At 37.5% G+C, this 18436-nt stretch carries 12 protein-coding genes; 5 read left to right on the plus strand and 7 right to left on the minus strand.

Annotated elements, in window-relative coordinates; translation table 11 throughout:
* Positions 1-37 precede the first annotated feature (37 nt).
* Positions 38-223: a DUF1289 domain-containing protein gene (locus GQR44_RS13275; RefSeq protein WP_166372241.1), complete on the plus strand. Its 186-nt coding sequence runs from the start codon at positions 38-40 to the stop codon at positions 221-223.
* 257 nt (positions 224-480) lie between these two features.
* On the opposite strand, the gene GQR44_RS13280 is transcribed toward GQR44_RS13275, so the two are convergent.
* From GQR44_RS13280 to GQR44_RS13290, 3 genes are all read right to left on the minus strand, one after another.
* Positions 481-936 carry a MerR family transcriptional regulator gene (locus GQR44_RS13280; RefSeq protein WP_166372242.1) on the minus strand — a complete coding sequence of 152 codons (456 nt, stop codon included), beginning with the start codon at positions 934-936 and terminating at the stop codon, positions 481-483.
* Positions 937-1279: 343 nt separating this feature from the next.
* Complete coding sequence (locus GQR44_RS20065; RefSeq protein ID WP_166372243.1) at positions 1280-3256, minus strand: ThiF family adenylyltransferase; 1977 nt, start codon at positions 3254-3256, stop codon at positions 1280-1282.
* Between the two features lie 11 nt (positions 3257-3267).
* Positions 3268-4065, minus strand: a complete 798-nt coding sequence (locus GQR44_RS13290) for a PEP-CTERM/exosortase system-associated acyltransferase (protein WP_166372244.1) — start codon at positions 4063-4065, stop codon at positions 3268-3270.
* Between the two features lie 1258 nt (positions 4066-5323).
* Here GQR44_RS13290 and GQR44_RS13295 point away from each other — a divergent pair.
* Complete coding sequence (locus GQR44_RS13295) at positions 5324-5971, plus strand: hypothetical protein (RefSeq protein ID WP_166372245.1); 648 nt, start codon at positions 5324-5326, stop codon at positions 5969-5971.
* 970 nt (positions 5972-6941) lie between these two features.
* On the opposite strand, the gene GQR44_RS13300 is transcribed toward GQR44_RS13295, so the two are convergent.
* On the minus strand, positions 6942-7697 hold the full coding sequence (locus GQR44_RS13300) for a PEP-CTERM sorting domain-containing protein (RefSeq protein ID WP_166372246.1): 756 nt from the start codon (positions 7695-7697) through the stop codon (positions 6942-6944).
* A 646-nt stretch (positions 7698-8343) separates the two neighbouring features.
* Here GQR44_RS13300 and GQR44_RS13305 point away from each other — a divergent pair.
* Positions 8344-8655: a hypothetical protein gene (locus GQR44_RS13305; RefSeq protein ID WP_240923658.1), complete on the plus strand. Its 312-nt coding sequence runs from the start codon at positions 8344-8346 to the stop codon at positions 8653-8655.
* 707 nt (positions 8656-9362) lie between these two features.
* Here GQR44_RS13305 and adhE read toward each other — a convergent pair.
* Positions 9363-12020: a bifunctional acetaldehyde-CoA/alcohol dehydrogenase gene (gene adhE, locus GQR44_RS13310; RefSeq protein ID WP_166372247.1), complete on the minus strand. Its 2658-nt coding sequence runs from the start codon at positions 12018-12020 to the stop codon at positions 9363-9365.
* A 425-nt stretch (positions 12021-12445) separates the two neighbouring features.
* On the opposite strand from adhE, the gene GQR44_RS13315 reads away from it, so the two are divergent.
* The gene (locus tag GQR44_RS13315; protein WP_166372248.1) at positions 12446-13564 is read left to right on the plus strand and encodes an AI-2E family transporter; all 1119 of its coding nucleotides are present in this window, start codon (positions 12446-12448) and stop codon (positions 13562-13564) included.
* A gap of 145 nt (positions 13565-13709) precedes the next feature.
* Entirely contained in the window at positions 13710-14666 is a 957-nt protein-coding gene (locus GQR44_RS13320) for a class I SAM-dependent methyltransferase (protein WP_240923659.1), read from the plus strand.
* 100 nt (positions 14667-14766) lie between these two features.
* Here GQR44_RS13320 and pta read toward each other — a convergent pair whose 3' ends face one another.
* Both pta and GQR44_RS13330 read right to left on the minus strand, forming a co-directional pair.
* On the minus strand, positions 14767-16929 hold the full coding sequence (gene pta / locus GQR44_RS13325; protein ID WP_166372249.1) for a phosphate acetyltransferase: 2163 nt from the start codon (positions 16927-16929) through the stop codon (positions 14767-14769).
* 63 nt (positions 16930-16992) lie between these two features.
* Positions 16993-18192 (minus strand): acetate kinase, encoded by a 1200-nt coding sequence (locus GQR44_RS13330; RefSeq protein ID WP_166372250.1) that lies wholly within the window; start codon positions 18190-18192, stop codon positions 16993-16995.
* Between the last annotated feature and the right edge of the window lie 244 nt (positions 18193-18436).

An 18436-nucleotide genomic window follows, 5' to 3' on the forward strand; every position in this document is an offset into this window, starting at 1 on the left:
TTTGAGTGTAAAAGCACTATAAAGCGAGATATCAGAAATGAAGAAAAGAAAAAGCCCTTGTATTGAACAGTGTGATTTTTCAGGTAGTAAAGGGTGGTGTTCGGGATGTGGCAGGACGAAAAATGAATGTCAAAAATGGAAATCAATGACGCCATATAACATCACTATTCTTCAAAAAGAGCTTAAAAAGAGAATGCTAAAAATAAAAGTTGAAATGAGCTGAATAGCGATGAAAGGCAAAAAAATGAGACTCCTCAAACTTTGAGCTTGTTTGTTAAAAAGCTGCCTATCTCAGGCTCAGTAAAGAGCAAACTATAATAGATAGGCAGTTCTTATTCAGATGTTAAAGGGTTTAGCAGCAATCTGAATTAGTGCAGCAGTCACCACAAGCACAACTTTCTGCACACTTACAGCTATCTGTATTACAACAACAGCTCGGATTTTTTTTGTCTTCACAACATTTACATACTTCACTCATGCTTACTCTCCAGTTAGGTTAGGATCGTTGTCAGTACTACAGCACTGCCAATGATTTTCAAAACAATCTAGTAAATGACAACCAGTCTCAGCGCTCTTGCTTGAACCACAAGAATTTGAAAATACTTCTAATGCTTTAACCGTTGCCTGTAATTCAGAAATCTGTGTTTTAATTTCTTCGATTTTTGTTAACGATTTATGCTTAACGACTGATCGTGATTGACTACAACAATGATCGAAAATGAGAAACTCCTTAATTTCATCTAAGGAAAAGCCAACACCTTGAAGCTTTTTCACCAAACGAATCGAGCGAATATCCTCATTAGAATAATGACGAAATCCATTGATTTTTGGTGGTTGCTCAATAATGGCTTTACGTTGATAAAAACGAATTGTTTCTACGCCAACATTTGCTGCTTTAGCCAGCACGCCAATAGTAATTGGTTTATTCTCATTCATCGATAGCTCCTATCCTACACTCTGTACCTAGGTACAGAGTCAAGCAGATTTTTTAAATAAAAGCAAAAAATAATCGATATTGAACGCCGACATTTTATCATCGCATTTGAGCATTGATATTTTAGGGCTTCGGCTTTAGTCTGATTTTTTGTATTTTATTTATAGTTCGTCTGCGTTCATTCTGCCCGTTTGATGTTTATTCGCTTTGATATCGCGGCAGATCTTACGGCACATCCATGTGCCAAATGAGCTTACTTCAAACATCCATGAATGCAGGCCCCCTGTGTCAGACTAGTTGTGCCAATAAAAGTATTGTCGTTCGGGGTAATACCGAAAAAAAGACCTATGGTTTTAGCATTAAATCTTTTAAAGGTTTTCTTATTGAACGAGACGTAGGTAATTGACCTCTTCCTAATCGACCTAAAAATAAGGTGTTCTCAGTATTAGGTACTAAAGCTTCAAACATAGCTCGACCTTTTTCGGCATTAAGCACGACCGCTTCATTTTCTGTAAATTTAATATCTTGCCTTAAATATTTAGAAAAAATTACAGGTGTTTGTTCGGGTTGAAAGCCAAGGCCTAGTTTTGCTGTTGTTAACCAAAAACGTTGTAGCGCTCGTCCTGCTGCAACATAGTCTTCAACGGATTTAGTTTGGTTGTCGGTTTGTATGGCAAAGTGAGCACAACTTTTTAAACTAGGAATAAAATCTAATTGGATGCGAGGTAAAAGCGTTCCGGCAAAATATTTATTCATAAACTCAATGCGATCCCAGCTTTTAAATAACCATTGCATTAGTCTAGCTGTTGCCCAGTCTACACCAAGTGCTTTTTCTGGGATTTTAGTTTCACTAAACTGTTTATGCCAATCAATAATGTCTCTGTGGGTATAAAAGGCCTCTTTCATGGTTAAGCGCGTTTTGGCATTGCAAAAATTAAGTTTTGCTAATTTCAAGCGGTCATCAAAGGATTCAAACCACGTTAGGCTATATCCTGCTGGCAAGGCACTTTCTAATTCTGTTTTTTCGCTACTGGTCAAAGCTCTTGTGCCCATCGCTCTACGTTGAACAGCTCTAATTTTTATAAATGGAAATAAGTCACTGCTACTCACTTTGTCATTCTCACTGTCATTCACAATGTCATCTGCAGTCAGATTAACTGTCATTTTAATGTGTTTGTCATCACTAAAATCGTTAGTCGTTTGAAGGGAAAAACCAAATTGGGCAGCTGCAATAACAATAGTTTCAAGTAAGATTCCATGTGCTAAATGGCTTGAGTGGCCGTCTAGGTCGTAAACACAATGTTCTCTGGTATCGGTGCCATGAATAACAAAGGATGTGTCGTCGATAATTTCAAACTGCCATGTTTGCATATTATCGCCACTTGGCGCCCAACGTGCATAATCGAGAATTTTTTCTATAGGCGTTAGTTCTACTGGTTCTTGCTGTGGAGTTGTTGGCAGCTTGCTAAGTAATTTCTTTTTGCCAATAGCAAATGCGATACGTTGAATAATGTTATTGTTTCCACCGGGACGCCACGTTTTTTTGAAACGATTGGTATAGGCGTCAAAATGTAATCCCCAAGGTACATTAAGTACTTTGCCGCGATTAAGTAATATTTTAACAACTTGAGTGCCGGCAACACCTGATGCTAATTGGCAACCCATCATGGTAGAAGGGCCTTTTTTGTTACCAAGATCTAATCGCGTAGGATCGACTAAATAAGCTTGTTGTAATGCTGCGGGTGTTAAACCGAGGAAAAAGCGTAAGTATTGTTCATTTTCAGTGTAACCTTCTAAACGAAAATACTCTTCAAAAGTCATTTTTCCGGGAAGAAAGTTTAAATAGGCGGTACCCATACCTATCGGGGCTGCAGTCGTAGCGGGAATACCTTTTTCAGCACATAGCTTAAAAACATGTTTTCTGGCTTCGATGGCAAAAAAGTCTAATGAGTCAACGTAGCAATCAACATCTTCTAAAAATGCATCAGTATTGTCGTGATTAATGCCTTCAGGAAATACGTTAATCTCAACGTTAGGATTAATAGATTTGGCCATTTCGACCATAACATCTAATTTTTTTCTATCGTAAGTGTTGGTATTTGCACCGGCTTGTCGATTAGTATTTTCGCAACCAAATTCATCAAAATCAGACAGGTTAAATTTTGAAATACCTACGCGAACTAAGGTGAGTAAATGTGAACCTCCCACTCCACCCATTCCAGCTATGGCTATTCTTTTGGTTTTTAGAATTGCTTGTTCATCTTCAGTAAACCAGCCAAGATTTCGAGAAAAGGCAAGGTCATAGCTAAAAGCATCGCTCATTATAAGGCTCTCTATCTATCAGTTACATCGGTACTTGGAATTTTAAAGGGTTCGTTATTATATTGTTTTAGTGCTATTTGCTCGGCCATTTCTTTATAAATAATGGCATATAAAGCTTCAAGTTGTTCAGTGAGATCTTTATGAAAATCATTTGCCGCTAAATAAAACATGGCGCGTTGGCCATGATAATCGGTTTCATCACCAATTTGTTGGAAAGGTAGTCCAAAACGCTTCAAGCGTCTATTCAGCCTTGGCTCCATCATCACCACCATGCCTTGGTGTTGACATAAACTTGCTAATGCAATGCCGCCTAAGTACAACCCCATCGCGATATTAGGAAAGTTTCGACGTTCTTCTTCTGAATAGATGGTTTCTGGATTAATGTTATTAAGTACATAAGGTACATTTTTTTCTTTTTCACGACGTCTAAACGAAGCAAGCACAGCTAAGCGTGATATTTCACCAAAACTACCACGAGGTAAGGTGCTGGTATCAAACACTTCTTTTCTTGCGCTGTGTAGACAATTCGTCTCAAAAGGTAATTGTTTGTTAGGAACATCGGTTGGAGGGATTATTAAGCGGATACACCCTGCAAAGACGCCTGTGCGTCTATGTTCTAATAAGCAATGATATGCGTAGTCGTCGCATTCATCAGATTCCATTTCTTGCTCATTTTCGGGTTCCCAGCCTAATTCAGAACTATAAACACCGTATCTGATTTTGAATGCTTCTTGTCTGAGTTCTTTTGTATCAGCAAATCGTATTTTGAAGAATTGATTAAAGTTTTCCGCAATTGAATATTGAGTCATTGTTCGTTAGCAATTTCAAAGGTTATATTATGTATCATCGAATATAGCAGTTATAAATTGTTTCACCTTGTTTTTATTGATACTTAATTGATACGTGTCAGTAAATATTAAGGAAATAACCTCAAATTTAAAGCTTTACGATTTTAGTCACTATGTCACACGCATTTAAAAATAAATGTCTCGATTTTGTTTTATTACCGATCTGCGCTTACGGTACATCCATGCGCCAAACGAGCCTAACCCAAACATTCTGTTTGGCTTTACTAAAAGCGATTAATTATTTGGGAAAACTTAACGGTGGGGTTATTCGTCCACATTGAGTAATGTTTTATGCTTTTTGTTGAAGCTAGAGTTACTGCTTAGAGTGATTTCGTCTGCGCTCATCCGGTCTACTTGATATTTATTATCAGTGGTTTCGCCCTGTCGGCGACACGTCTTTCTTTTATCAGAAAAGAAAGGCGGCAAAGAAACTGACACCGAGTCGTTTTCTGATCCAAATAATAAATGGCTTTTATAACGCACCGGCTCTTACGGCACATCCATGTGCCAAACGAGCCTAACCCAAACATCCTGTTTGGCTTTGCTAAAAGCCATTGATGATTTGGGAAAACTCAACGGTGAGATTGTCCGTCCACATTGAGCAATATTTTTATGCATTTTATTGAAGCTAATGCTTTGGATGGGTTGGCTTTGAGTTAGGTTCGTCTGTGCTCATCGAGCAAGCTTGATATTTATTGTCAGTGGTTTCACCCTGTTGGCGACACGTCTTTCTTTTATCAGAAAAGAAACCAGTACCCAGAAAAGTCAAAAGAACTGACGCTGAATCGTTTTCAAACCCAAATAATATAAATGGCTTTTATAACGCACCGGCTCTTACGGCACATCGATGTGCCAAACGAGCCTAACCCAAACATCTTGTTTGGTTTTACTAAAAGCCATTGATGATTTGGGAAAACTCAACGGTGAGATTGTCCGTCCATGATAGGCAATGTTAACTGCTTATTTTATTCAGCGAGGCAAAACTATAATCTATTTTTCACATAATCTATTTGGTTCTGCATTTCCACCATAAGTGTGGGATTATTCTGTCTATCTACATGACTAAGGTTTCAGTTTTATTTTTAACTTGTTGATTAGTTTATTCAGCTTGTTATTCTGACGTCAAATTTAAATAAATAATCGCGTTCTATCTATCCACCGGAAATACGGAATAGTTCTGCTTAATTACGATGTTATACAACATCAGGGTAGTGTAATCATGAGTGAGAATAATAAAATTGGCAGAATTTCTACTCAGGAAGACTTTTTTAAAAGAATGGATCTTGAAATGCCAAATCAACCTAAAATAGACCGTTCAAAAATTGATATAAATGAAATTGGTTTGTTTAAAAATTATTTTGTAGCTTTGTGTACAGATCTAACAATTTATAAACAATTATTTTCTGACGTCAATTCTATTCAAATATTAAATGAATTTAGTCCTGTAATTTTCGGTCGATTGCAATCATCCTATTTGGAAAGAATTTGTTTGAAAATTGCCTGTCTCCTTGATCCTGCAACAAGTGGTCGAGATGGTGTAAATAAGAATATGACTTTAAGAAGGTTCACTGAACTTTGCAATAGTAATGAGCTAAACAGCTTAGTTATCGAATTAGAGTCATTCTATGAGTCAACAGGTATTAAAAAGTGGCGCAATAAAGTTTTAGCTCATACAGACTTAAAAGCTGCAATGGGGCAATTAGATTTTGAGCTGAAATTCGAGGTAGCAGACTTAGAAAATATTGTTATATTTATTCAAGAAATTATAGATTTGATTGAAGATCCTACAACAACTTCAGATACTCGAGTTAAATTGCCTAATGGCAATGATGTGTACACTTTTTTAGAAAAGTTAAACTCTATCTAAAAATGTTGTATAACAAGAGTTTTCAAGTTGAAAAATTACAGCGGGCCATCGCTTCGCGATTATATCCCACTGTAAATTTCAACTTAAAACGGCGTTGAAGTTGTAGAATTTCTCTAAAAATAACATTTTACCTTCTTTTTTGTGATCTCTCACTGCACTAAAAACCATGTTTTAGACAAGCAATGATTTTTAGTATATTTAAAAGAACACCTCTGCATATAATTCTTCGTGCCCTCTGTGTAGCGCAGCGCTTCGTGGTTAATTTTCTTTTAGGCTTGTCATTTATCTACCGTATTCCACATCGAGAAGATCCCCTGCAAAAAAGTTGGCATAGCTCAGCCACAAGATAATCCATCAGAATATCTTTTCAATAAAAAAACTTTATTTGGTTTCACTGGTGGTGTTTATGAATGCGATAAAAGTGATAGTGCTCAAGGCATTGCTTTTTCATTATTAGATTACCTAGAGTTAGTTTATTGGAGCGGACGTATCTTACGAGAAGATAAGCTAGGTGCGCTGGCCATCATTCTAAATTACTCAGCAAGATTGGGCTTGATGAAGCCACTTGGTTAACGTTAGCCAGTCGATTTGGTAAAGACTATCAAGGTGCTGTCGGCTCTTTAGAGGAGATAGCTTCATTTGCAGAGCACACAGGTAAATGCTGGATAGCGAGTAAAAACCAGTTACGACGACAAGCTCATTAACCTTTCTTAAAAATTCCTTAATAAAAATATAATTAGCGATAGCTAATCGTTAGCGTGGGCATAATTCACGGTTTATGTTCAAATGTGTATTATTTTGGGATTTTAAACACTTGGCTGTCGAGTTTTTCTTGTTTTTCCCGTGATTAGTTCTTATCGATAGGAGATGAACATTCGTAAACTTTTTTCAGGGGAGAAAGAAATGCAGTAGGCGGACACCACACAGTTAAAAATATCTTTAATTATGTGATGTTTTATTCAAATAAATATTAAACTTTTGGTTTTTTACGATAAAAGCTCAAACCAACTAAACTTAATCCAAATAAAAGTATTGATGCTGGTTCAGGTACATTAACCACTGCTCCACCACCATCTGCGCCATTAGTGTTAATATTGTTTTGAGACACAAAGGTACCTGTCCCAGTGGTTGTATCCAGAGAAAGCGTTGCACCGGAGTAAGTAAAACCATACAAAGTATTATTAAAGTAATTCAAACCATAAACTGAAGAGTAACCAGTTGAACCAATCAATGTCCCACTACCATCTGCCGTATTCAGTGACCAAAGACTGTCGCCGTTTCCACCAGTTGTAGATGATAGGTAAAGGTTGCCTAAATCATCAAAAGAAATATCACCAGATGAATTATATGATCCTGTGCCTATTAAAGAGGCATTACCGGTAGTTGTATCGATTGAATATAAACCATTACCACCACTGCCATACAATATTCCATTACTGGCGAATGTTAAACCATTTACACTTGCACCAGTATTTCCGATTAAAGTCCTAGCGGCTGTAGTTTGGTCGATAGAATAAAGTTGGCTACCACTTGTTACACCATATAATATGTTTGAAGTACTTAGTGCGATATCAAACATAATCCCTGTATTACCAATTAAAGTAGAGCTGTTAGTGGAAATATTATAATCATATAGATTGCCATTAGCTGCACCAATAAATGTGGCATGAGCTGAGCTTGCCGATAAAATCATTGCTCCGCTTATTGCATAAATTATAGATTTCATTTTATATCCTTATGTTGATTTCTATTAATAAAAAAGCTTAATTGCTATTTCGATTAAATAATAAGCATAAAATATTCCAACTAAATAAAGCATATTTATATCAAGCAATTGTTAACAAAAAGAGATTTTGAAAGTGTTATAAAATCCCCAAAAATAGCTTAAATAAAAAACATGTAAAATATATCGACAAAATACTAGCCTTAATAAATAAAGTGATTTTTTAAATAGTTTTTCTCTTCTTTTGGTTCTACTTCTGATACATCTATTACGTCAACTTAAGCATTACTGTAATAAGAAGTAATTAATACTCGTTTAGCTCGGAAATGATGGTTCAGAACAACCACTAATTTTACCCTGAATTCACATTCAAACTACCTTTGTCCATACTGTTTTAAAGGCTCTGAGATAGCTTGTTATGACGCATTTCGACAATCCCAAGTGTTACTTGCGGATACACTCTATTACCTCTGTATATCTCGCTGTGCTTCTTGGGATCTATTTTTAATGTTAAAATCTTTAATATTAAAGTAATAATGCAATAGCGATATTTTACGTGACCTTAATAAGTTTTTTTTAGCGGATCTCGCCGGCACTGCATCGGATCATTTGTTATCTAATGTGCATATCTAACAGGTAAATAATACTAATGAATCTATTCAATAAAATGGCTACGTTTTTATCGATAAACTGGCAAAAATTTACTCTGCTTTGTTCTCAGACACAGCAGTTTCAAGATCGAGTTTGGATAGTTAGTATTCAGCAAAAAACAGGGCAAAAGAGCAATTTATTTAACGATACTTTTGTGGTCAGTGAGGACAGTTTTGATAAGCCAATGCAATGGATGGAAAAGCAGGGATATCAGCCTGAAATAATTAATGATGTGAATAATATGCAACGCTCTCAAGCGATTAAAATAGAATTGGAAAACAGTTTGCATAGCTTAATGAGAGTTAAATAGTTTTAGGGGGATGACGGGGAATCTTGGTTTTTGCTTTGACCTTTTACTTTTTAGTCATTGAAAGCAAGGTACCGGAAAAATAACGTTTAATCATATTTAAAAAGTAACTTATTTAAAAGGTAACCTCTTTAAAAAGTAACTTGCGTTTTACTAACAACCCTTCGTGACCTCTGTGTAGCGCAGCGCTTCGTGGTTAATTCTCTTTTTAGGTTTGCCGTTTATTTATCATATCCAAATTGAAATTATGAATATTCATGAGGTTTAATTTTTTCAAGGTTATTTATCTTTTACGATTAACCCTTCGTGACCTCTGTGTAGCGAAGCGCTTCGTGGTTAATGCTCTTTTTAGGTTTGTCGTTTATTTACCGCATCCTCATCGAAGTTATGAATACTCATAACGTTTAATTTTTCAAACCATTTATCTTTTATGTTCAACTCTTCGTGTCCTCTGTGTAGCGCAGCGCTTCGTGGTTAATTCTCTTTTTAGGCTTGCCGTTTATTTATCATATCCCATATTGAAGTTCTGAATACTCATGACGTTTAATCTTATTCAAACCCCCCTCATGTTTACGCTTACTTCTTGGTGCCCTCTGTGAAGCGCAGCGCTTCGTGGTTAATCCTTTTTTAGGTTTGTCGTTTATTTACCAAATTCCAAACACAAAAAAGCCTGCATAAAGCAGGCTAAAAGTGGGGTACTAAATTATAAACTATTTAGCTTTTTTCTCTTCTTTTGGTTCTGCTTTAACTTCCACTTCTGGTACATCCATTACGTCAGCGTAAGCCGTGCCGTAGTAAGAAGCGATTAATACTTCTTTAAGCTCAGCGATTAATGGGTAACGTGGGTTTGCACCTGTACATTGGTCATCGAACGCATCTTCAGCAAGTTTATCAACTTTTGCCATGAATGCAGCTTCATCAACACCTGCAGCTTGGATTGATAGTGGAATATTCAATGCTACTTTTAACTCTTCTAACCAGTTTAATAGCGCGTTAAGTTTGTCTTCAGTGTTACCTGTTGTGAAACCTAAGTGTGCCGCTATTTCTGCATAACGAGCACGTGCTTTAGGGCGATCGTACTGTGAGAATGCAGTTTGCTTAGTTGGGTTATTCGTTGCGTTGAAACGAATAGTATTTGCAATTAATAGTGCATTTGCTAAACCATGTGGGACGTGGAATTCAGCACCTAGTTTGTGCGCCATTGAGTGACAAACACCTAAGAATGCATTAGCAAAAGACATACCAGCGATAGTGGCTGCGTTATGTACTTTTTCACGTGCGATTGGGTCTTTTTTACCGTTAGCATATGAGCTTGGTAAGTACTCTTTAAGCATTTTAAGCGCTTGTAGTGCATGGCCGTCTGAGTATTCATTCGCTAATACAGAAACGTAAGCTTCCATTGCGTGAGTTACTGCATCGTAACCACCGAAAGCACATAAAGATTTAGGCATATCCATAACAAGGTTTGCATCTACAATCGCCATGTTTGGTGTTAGCTCGTAATCTGCTAATGGGTATTTTTGACCAGTTTTTTCATCTGTAACAACAGCAAATGGTGTTACTTCAGAACCTGTACCAGAGGTTGTAGTAATACATACTAACTCTGCTTTAGAACCCATTTTCGGGAATTTGTAGATACGTTTACGGATATCCATAAAGCGCATTGATAAGTCTTCAAAATCTGTTTCTGGGTGCTCATACATTACCCACATGATTTTCGCTGCATCCATTGGTGAACCACCACCAACTGCTAGAATCACATCAGGTTGGTAGCTTAAACATGCTGCTGCACCTGCTTTTACGACTGCTAATGTTGGATCTGCTTCTACTTCATGGAACACTTCAACTTCCATGCCTTTTTCTTTCAGGATAGAGCGCAGGTCATCGATGTAACCATTGTTGAATAAGAAACGGTCAGTCACGATTAATGCACGTTTTTTACCTTCAAGGTCAGTCATTGCAACTGGTAAACAGCCGCGGCGGAAGTAGATTGATTTTGGTAGTTTATGCCACAACATATTTTCAGCTCGCTTCGCAACAATTTTCTTATTGATAAGGTGTTTTGGACCTACGTTTTCAGAGATAGCGTTACCACCCCATGAACCACAACCTAATGTTAAAGAAGGTGCTAACTCAAAGTTGTAAAGGTCACCGATACCGCCGTGAGATGCTGGTGTATTGATAAGAATACGCGCTGTTTTCATTTTGTCGCCAAAGTAAGCGATACGTTCAGCGTTTGCATCTTGGTCTGTGTAAAGTACTGATGTATGGCCAACACCACCTATATCTAACACGATACCTGCTTGGCGTACTGCATCTTCAAAGTCTTTTGCTTTAAATAAACCTAATGTTGGAGATAGTTTTTCATGTGCAAATTCGTCATCCCAAGAAGCTTCTAAACCTTCTCCGATCAGGATTTTAGTAGACGTTGGTACTTTAACACCGGCTAATGCGGCAATTTTGTAAGCTGGTTGACCTACGATTTTAGCGTTCAATGCGCCATCGATGATCATCACTTTACGTACTTTGTCTGCGTCTGCTTGGCTTAATACTGCTGCGCCATATTTTGCAAAACGTGCTTTTACTTCGTCGTAAATTGATTCAACAACAATTGCTGCTTGTTCAGAAGCACAAATTACACCGTTATCGAAAGTTTTAGACATTAAGATTGAAGAAACTGCACGTTTGATATCAGCGGTTTCGTCGATAACTACAGGTGTGTTACCCGCGCCAACACCGATTGCTGGTTTACCTGAAGAGTAAGCTGCTTTAACCATGCCTGGACCGCCAGTTGCAAGGATAAGGTTGATATCATCATGTTTCATTAATGCATTTGAAAGTTCAACTGATGGTACGTCAATCCAACCAATAATATCTTTTGGTGCACCTGCTTTGATTGCTGCATCTAATACAACTTTTGCTGCATAGTTTGTTGCATTTTTAGCACGTGGATGTGGAGAGAAGATACAGCCATTACGTGTTTTAAGGCAGATTAGCGCTTTAAAAATCGCAGTTGAAGTTGGGTTTGTTGTTGGGACGATGGCACAAACGATACCTACAGGCTCAGCAATAGTGATAGTGCCGCCTTCATCATTGCGGTCAATAACACCACAAGTTAGTTCGTCTTTGTATTTGTTGTAAATGAATTCAGATGCAAAGTGGTTTTTGATTACTTTGTCTTCCATGATGCCCATGCCAGACTCGTTGGCTGCCATTTTTGCAAGTTCGATACGTGCTGTAGATGCTGCTAATGATGCGGCACGGAATATTTTATCAACTTGCTCCTGTGAGTAAGTTGCAAATTCTTTTTGCGCCGCTTTTACACGTGCAACCATTGCATTTAGTTCAGTGACATTACTTACCGTCATATATTTCTCCAAAAGTTTAATAAATTTAAAAGTTTTAAAAATGTTCTATTAAATCGTATCTCTTTATCAAAACTGGCTATTAAAAATGGACTTAGTAAAAAACTTTCACAGTCATTATAGAAATAACACTCTTTCTCGTATTGATCGAGATCACTATAAAGTGAATGTGCTACGATTATTTAGTGTGATTTAAATCACTTTTTTGTGGTTTCTCATTCTCTCTTAATAATCGTTAAAATCAGTTGTGAAGACTTATTGAGTCAAAATAAATCGAAATCATTGTATGTCCATTAGACAACAAGAGTCTACAGCTTGAGATCTAATTTTCATTAATCTATGGCAATCATTTATACTGTCATTTCTTGTTTTTATTTAACCTCTGTTGAGGTATACAAAGCGACTGTTTCACTTAAAGGAAAATAAACATGGTAAGTGTATCCACGGCGGGCCGTACAGCGTTGTACTTTTCTGCTTTAGTCATTTCGTTAGCAGGGATAAAAGAAGCTGCACCGATTGTTGTTCCTTTTTTATTGTCATTATTTGTGGCTATTATCTGTAATCCAGCGATTAATTATTTAGAGCGTAAACGCTTACCTAGAGGGCTTGCGATTGCTTTTGTTATCGTGGTTATTTTCTCTTTATTTATTGTGTTAGGTGGTGTCGTTGGCGCTGCTGTTAATGATTTTAGTAAAGCAATACCCACCTATGAGGAACAACTATCAGAACAGCTAACCTGGTTAATTGAATGGTTAGGAAAACATGATATTAGGTTGTCAATGGATGAAGTGCGTGGTTATTTTGACCCTGCTAAGGTGATGAATTTAGTGACGACGACCTTATCTGGGTTCAGTAGTGTGTTGGGTAATATTTTCCTGTTGTTATTAACGGTTGTATTTATGTTAGCGGAAGGACAAGTTTTCCCTAAGAAACTGCATATAGCATTTGATGATTCTGAGCAAACAGAGAAAAAGTTAGACCATTTTTTAAGCATGGTGAATCGTTATATGGCGATTAAAACTATGGTTAGCTTAGGTACTGGTATTGTTATTGGCTCGGTGCTGTGGGCAATGGGAGTACAATTTTACGTGTTATGGGCATTACTCGCTTTCCTATTAAATTATATCCCTAATATCGGCTCCATTATTTCAGCAGTACCGGCAGTGATTCTGACTTTTTTACAATTAGGTCCTGGGTATGCAGCGGTGGTTGTTGGGTTATTTGTGAGTGTTAATATGATCATGGGTAATGTTGTTGAGCCGCGTTTCATGGGGCGTAGTTTAGGGTTATCAACGCTAGTCGTGTTTTTATCTTTAATTTTCTGGGGATGGTTATTAGGTGTCGTCGGTATGCTGTTATCGGTTCCGCTGACGATGATCTTAAAAATTGCTTTAGAAAATAGTGAAGATGGGCGTTGGTTTGCTATTTTATTAAGTTCTGATCAGGAAGTCTCTGCATTTGAACAAACTAATATAGAAAAATCAAAGGCGCATGAAGCTGATAAAGAAGCTTCATCGAAAAATACTCAGTCGAACGAGACTGAGTAACTGCGATGATCGATTAGTTAACCATTTAGTAATTAGCTTTATTAGTTGGCTTTATGAGTAAGCGAATTACTAGCAAGCAAAGATACAAATAACGAGACTGAAGATACGGTTTCAGTTTCATTGAATAGCAAAGAAGAAAAATAATATGTTTACAGCTTTATTAGAAAAAATGCATTTTCCTGACAATTCGACATTATCGACAGCAGAACAAAGCTCAACAGTTGCTAACGAGTCAAATAAAGAAATAGCGCGCTTATTTCATGGCCGTGGATTCTTTTATCCAGAATACCAGCATATCAATATAGATTGGTTAGCACCGGTGGTGTTGATTGTTTTGTACAAAGAGGAAGATGCACAATGGCTGGCTAATTTGAGTGATTTTCTACTCGCAGAAATGACTGAAAGAGGCTTTGTTGTTGATAGTATTCAAGTGCAGTTTCGTTGCCGAGAGCTTGCGCCTACGGAATTGTTATATGGCGAACAGGTTAATGATTTTATCGCTTGTGAAAATGGGCTCGCTTATAAAATAAACCTAGGTAAAAATCAAAACTACGGTATTTTCTTAGATATGAAAAATGGCCGTGCTTGGTTAAGAAAAAATAGCCAACAAAAACGTGTATTAAATTTATTCTCATATACCTGTGCCTTTTCTAATGCTGCTATTGCTGGTGGAGCTGAACAAGTCGTTAATCTCGATATGAGCAAAGCGGCGTTAGCAGTAGGGCGTGATAATCATCGGCTTAATGGCCATGATTTAGATAAAGTTAAGTATCTTGGGCATGATCTTTTTAAATCATGGGGTAAAGTTAAACGTTTAGGACCCTATGATATTGTGATTGCTGATCCGCCATCATTACAAAAAGGGAGTGTTAATATCCAACGTGATTATCCTAAGATCATGCGTCGTTTGCCGGAGTTATTAAAACCAGGTGGGCAAGCGCTTTTATGTTTGAATAGCCCCGATCTTGATTTTCAGTTTATCTACGATGCATTAGCTGAGCATTGCCCTACGGCAAAAGTAATCAATGTTATTGAGCCGCCAATTGAGTTTACTAATAGTGACCGAGATAAAGGCTTAAAATGTGTATTGGTCAGTATTTAAGCCAATAAAATCATAAATAGAAGATACAAAAAAAGCCCTAGATGACTAAAATTAAGTCAAGTAGGGCTTTTTTAATGCAGTAATTAGTTAGTTTAAAAGATTAACCTTTTAATGCTAATTGCTCTGCTGCTTGTGTTGCTTGAATTGCTGTTAACGCGATGGTGTAAACGATATCGTCTACTAGTGCGCCACGTGACAAGTCATTAACAGGTTTGCGCATACCTTGTAGCATTGGACCAATACTGATCAAGTTTGCACTACGTTGTACCGCTTTGTAAGTGGTGTTACCTGTGTTTAAATCTGGGAAGATAAACACAGTTGCTTGACCTGCTACTTTCGAGTCTGGTGCTTTACTCTTCGCTACATTTTCCATTACCGCTGCATCGTACTGTAATGGACCGTCGATTAATAAGTCAGGACGACGTTGTTGTGCAATTTTAGTCGCTTCACGTACTTTCTCAACATCTGAACCCGCACCTGAATCACCAGTAGAGTAACTGATCATTGCTACTTTAGGGTCAATACCAAAAGCAATCGCAGAATCAGCAGACTGAATTGCGATATCTGCTAGTTGATCAGCCGTTGGGTCTGGGTTAATTGCACAGTCACCGTAAACTAATACTTGGTCTGGCAATAACATAAAGAAGATTGAAGAAACTAAACTTGCACCTGGTGCTGTTTTAATTAACTGTAATGCAGGACGAATAGTATTAGCAGTAGTGTGAACTGCACCAGAAACTAGACCGGCTACTTCATTTTCAGCTAGCATCATAGTACCTAATACAACGGTATCTTGTAGGTGCTCACGTGCAACAACTTCTGTTAAGCCTTTACCTTTACGAAGAGCAACCATTGGTGCTACGTATTGCTCTATCACATCAACAGGATTAACAATTTCAACTTCATCAGTCAAAACAATACCTTGCTGCGTTGCAACACGGTGGATCTCTTCAGGATTACCTAATAATACTGGTTTAGCGATACCACGTTCTGCACAAATAACTGCAGCTTGAATAGTACGAGGCTCTTCACCTTCAGGTAATACGATACGTTGGTTTGCTTTACGTGCTAATTCCGTTAAGTGGTAACGGAATGCTGGTGGCGATAAACGACGCGATAATGAAGAATCTTGTGTTAACGTGTTTAACCAATGCTTGTCGATATGGCTGGCAATGTACTCTTGTACTTTTTCAATACGCTCTAAATCATCAACAGGGATTTCCATGTTGAAGTTTTGTAAACGTTGCGCTGTATGCCACGTGTTACTTTTGATCAGTAGCACTGGTAATCCTGCGTCCATTGCACTTTTACAAAGCTTCATCACTTCATCTTCAGGTGGGTAGTCGCCGGTTAATAATAAACAACCGATTTTCATACCGTTCATTACAGCTAAACAAGCGGCAATGATCACATCACTTCTATCACCCGATGTTACTAACATTGAACCAGCTTTAAAGTGCTCAACCATGTTAGGGATTGAACGAGCACAGAAAGTTACTGATTGTAAACGGCGGTTATCAAGGTCACCTTTGTTAAGGATCTTAGCTTCTAAATGGATCGCTAGATCTTTAACACGTGGTGCGATCAGGTCAGCACTCCATGGAATACAGCCTAAAATTGGTAATGGGCTTTTGCTGAACATTTGTAATACTTCAAGGTTGTTATTAATACTACCTTCAGGAATATCAAACATTTCAGTTAAATCGGTACCCGTTTTATCATTCTCATCAACAGGTGCGCCCACTTTATTAATAATACAGCCAGCAATATGTTTATTTTCTTTGCCACCAAATGAAGAGATAGCAATTTCCATGCGCTCTTTTAATTGTTGTGACGTATCGTTACTTGGATGCGTAACAAATACCATATCAGCACTTAATGCTTTAGCGATACTGTAGTTGATGTTATTAGCAAATTGATGCTTATCGGTAGGGACTAAACCTTCAACAATGATCACATCACTGTCTTTAGTACCTTCACGGAAACGCTCTACGATATTTTCTAGTAACTCAGAAGTACGTCCTGATGAAATAAGCGTTTCGGCATATTTCATAGCAAAAGGTTCTGGAGGAAGGATGTTACTTGAATTGCGTAATGTTGTTGTTGAGCGTTCTGTACCTGCATCGCCTGGGCGTGGTTGTGCAATTGGTTTGAAAAAATTAACGGCAACACCTTGGCGTTCCATTGCACGAACCATTCCGAGACTAACCGAAGTGACACCAACACCAGCGCCAATAGGGATCAGCATTATTGTACGAGCCATGACTATTCCTTTTTAATAGATGACAAAAGGGAGTAAATACTCCCTCAAAAAAATTATTATAAGTTACGCACCAACAAGTGCAGCAGAATCTTGCGCGATAACCCATTCTTCATTGGTTGGTATAACCATTGCAATTGGGGAGTTATCGGTAGTGATCACGCCTGAATTACCTAGTCTTGCAGCTTTGTTTTTCTCTGCATCTACTTGGTATCCAAAGATAGTTAAGTTTTCTAATACTTTCGTACGAATACGTTCAGAGTTCTCGCCAATACCGCCCGTAAATACTATCGCATCAATACGACCAAGTGGTACGGCGTAGGATGCAATATACTTAGCTAAACGGTAGGCAAACATCTCAATTGCAAGGATAGCGCCTTGGTGACCTTTTTGGTAGTTTTCTTCGATATCTCGGAAATCACTTGAAATACCAGATATACCTAATAGGCCACTTTGTTTTTGTAGCATGTCCATTACACCTTTCAGGCTATAGCCTTCACGTTCCACAAGGTGATCAATAATACTTGGATCTATATCACCACAGCGAGTACCCATTACTAAGCCGGCAAGCGGAGTCATACCCATACTTGTATCAACTGATTGGCCGTTTTTAATCGCTGCAACCGATGCTCCATTACCTAAATGAGCAGAGATGATATTTGTTTCTTCTACTTTTTGGCCCAATGCTTTAGCTGCTTCATTGGTAACAAATAAGTGGCTGGTGCCGTGCATGCCGTAACGACGAATATGAGATTGTTTGTATAAATTATATGGCAACGCATATAGGAAAGCTTTTGCTGGCATAGTTTGGTGGAAAGCAGTATCAAACACGACAACTTGTGTTAATGATGGGAACGCTTTTTGTGCTGCTTTAATACCTAAAATATGTGCAGGATTATGTAATGGTGCAAGTGAAGCACATTCCTCAATGCCTTCAAGCACTTCTTCATCAATAATAACTGACTTAGTAAATTTTTCACCGCCATGAACAATTCGATGGCCTATAGCAATAAGTTGAGACTCAAGACCCTCAACTTTTTTAATAATATCTTCTACAATGAATGAAATGGCTGCAGAGTGAGCACTATTTTCAGGCAAGTTAGTTGACTCTTTCTTACCGTCAAACTTCCATTTAATACGAGCATCGGGAAGATTAAAACATTCAGCTAAACCACTGATTATTTCATCTCCATTGTTTGCATTGATTACAGCGAATTTAAGCGAAGAACTACCACAGTTAAGTACAAGGACTAATTTATTGCTCATGAAAAAATTCCAGTCAGTAAATAATAAGTATATAAATATCAATTCTAATTTTTGATATTAAGCTAGGGTATAATAGTGAGATATAACTGAATAAGAACGTAGCGTTTGGCAACATTGTCCATATTAAGCTATATTATCAATTTTACCTTTATGTAATAAAATTACAAATATCAAATTGATAAAAATTATTCGAAATCAATTTTAGTTGGAACATTTCCATAAATTAGGCATGATTTGTATTGTT

Origin of the sequence: Psychromonas sp. SA13A (genome assembly GCF_011378715.1) — a bacterium.
In the GTDB taxonomy this organism is placed as follows: domain Bacteria; phylum Pseudomonadota; class Gammaproteobacteria; order Enterobacterales; family Psychromonadaceae; genus Psychromonas.

Excerpts from the sequence above, each read along its gene's own strand:
- GQR44_RS13275 (WP_166372241.1), top strand. The coding sequence starts at position 38 with ATGAAGAAAAGAAAAAGCCCTTGTATTGAACAGTGTGATTTTTCAGGT.
- GQR44_RS13280 (WP_166372242.1), bottom strand. The coding sequence starts at position 936 with ATGAATGAGAATAAACCAATTACTATTGGCGTGCTGGCTAAAGCAGCA.
- GQR44_RS20065 (WP_166372243.1), bottom strand. The coding sequence starts at position 3,256 with ATGAGCGATGCTTTTAGCTATGACCTTGCCTTTTCTCGAAATCTTGGC.
- GQR44_RS13290 (WP_166372244.1), bottom strand. The coding sequence starts at position 4,065 with ATGACTCAATATTCAATTGCGGAAAACTTTAATCAATTCTTCAAAATA.
- GQR44_RS13295 (WP_166372245.1), top strand. The coding sequence starts at position 5,324 with ATGAGTGAGAATAATAAAATTGGCAGAATTTCTACTCAGGAAGACTTT.
- GQR44_RS13300 (WP_166372246.1), bottom strand. The coding sequence starts at position 7,697 with ATGAAATCTATAATTTATGCAATAAGCGGAGCAATGATTTTATCGGCA.
- GQR44_RS13305 (WP_240923658.1), top strand. The coding sequence starts at position 8,344 with ATGAATCTATTCAATAAAATGGCTACGTTTTTATCGATAAACTGGCAA.
- adhE (WP_166372247.1), bottom strand. The coding sequence starts at position 12,020 with ATGACGGTAAGTAATGTCACTGAACTAAATGCAATGGTTGCACGTGTA.
- GQR44_RS13315 (WP_166372248.1), top strand. The coding sequence starts at position 12,446 with ATGGTAAGTGTATCCACGGCGGGCCGTACAGCGTTGTACTTTTCTGCT.
- GQR44_RS13320 (WP_240923659.1), top strand. The coding sequence starts at position 13,710 with ATGTTTACAGCTTTATTAGAAAAAATGCATTTTCCTGACAATTCGACA.
- pta (WP_166372249.1), bottom strand. The coding sequence starts at position 16,929 with ATGGCTCGTACAATAATGCTGATCCCTATTGGCGCTGGTGTTGGTGTC.
- GQR44_RS13330 (WP_166372250.1), bottom strand. The coding sequence starts at position 18,192 with ATGAGCAATAAATTAGTCCTTGTACTTAACTGTGGTAGTTCTTCGCTT.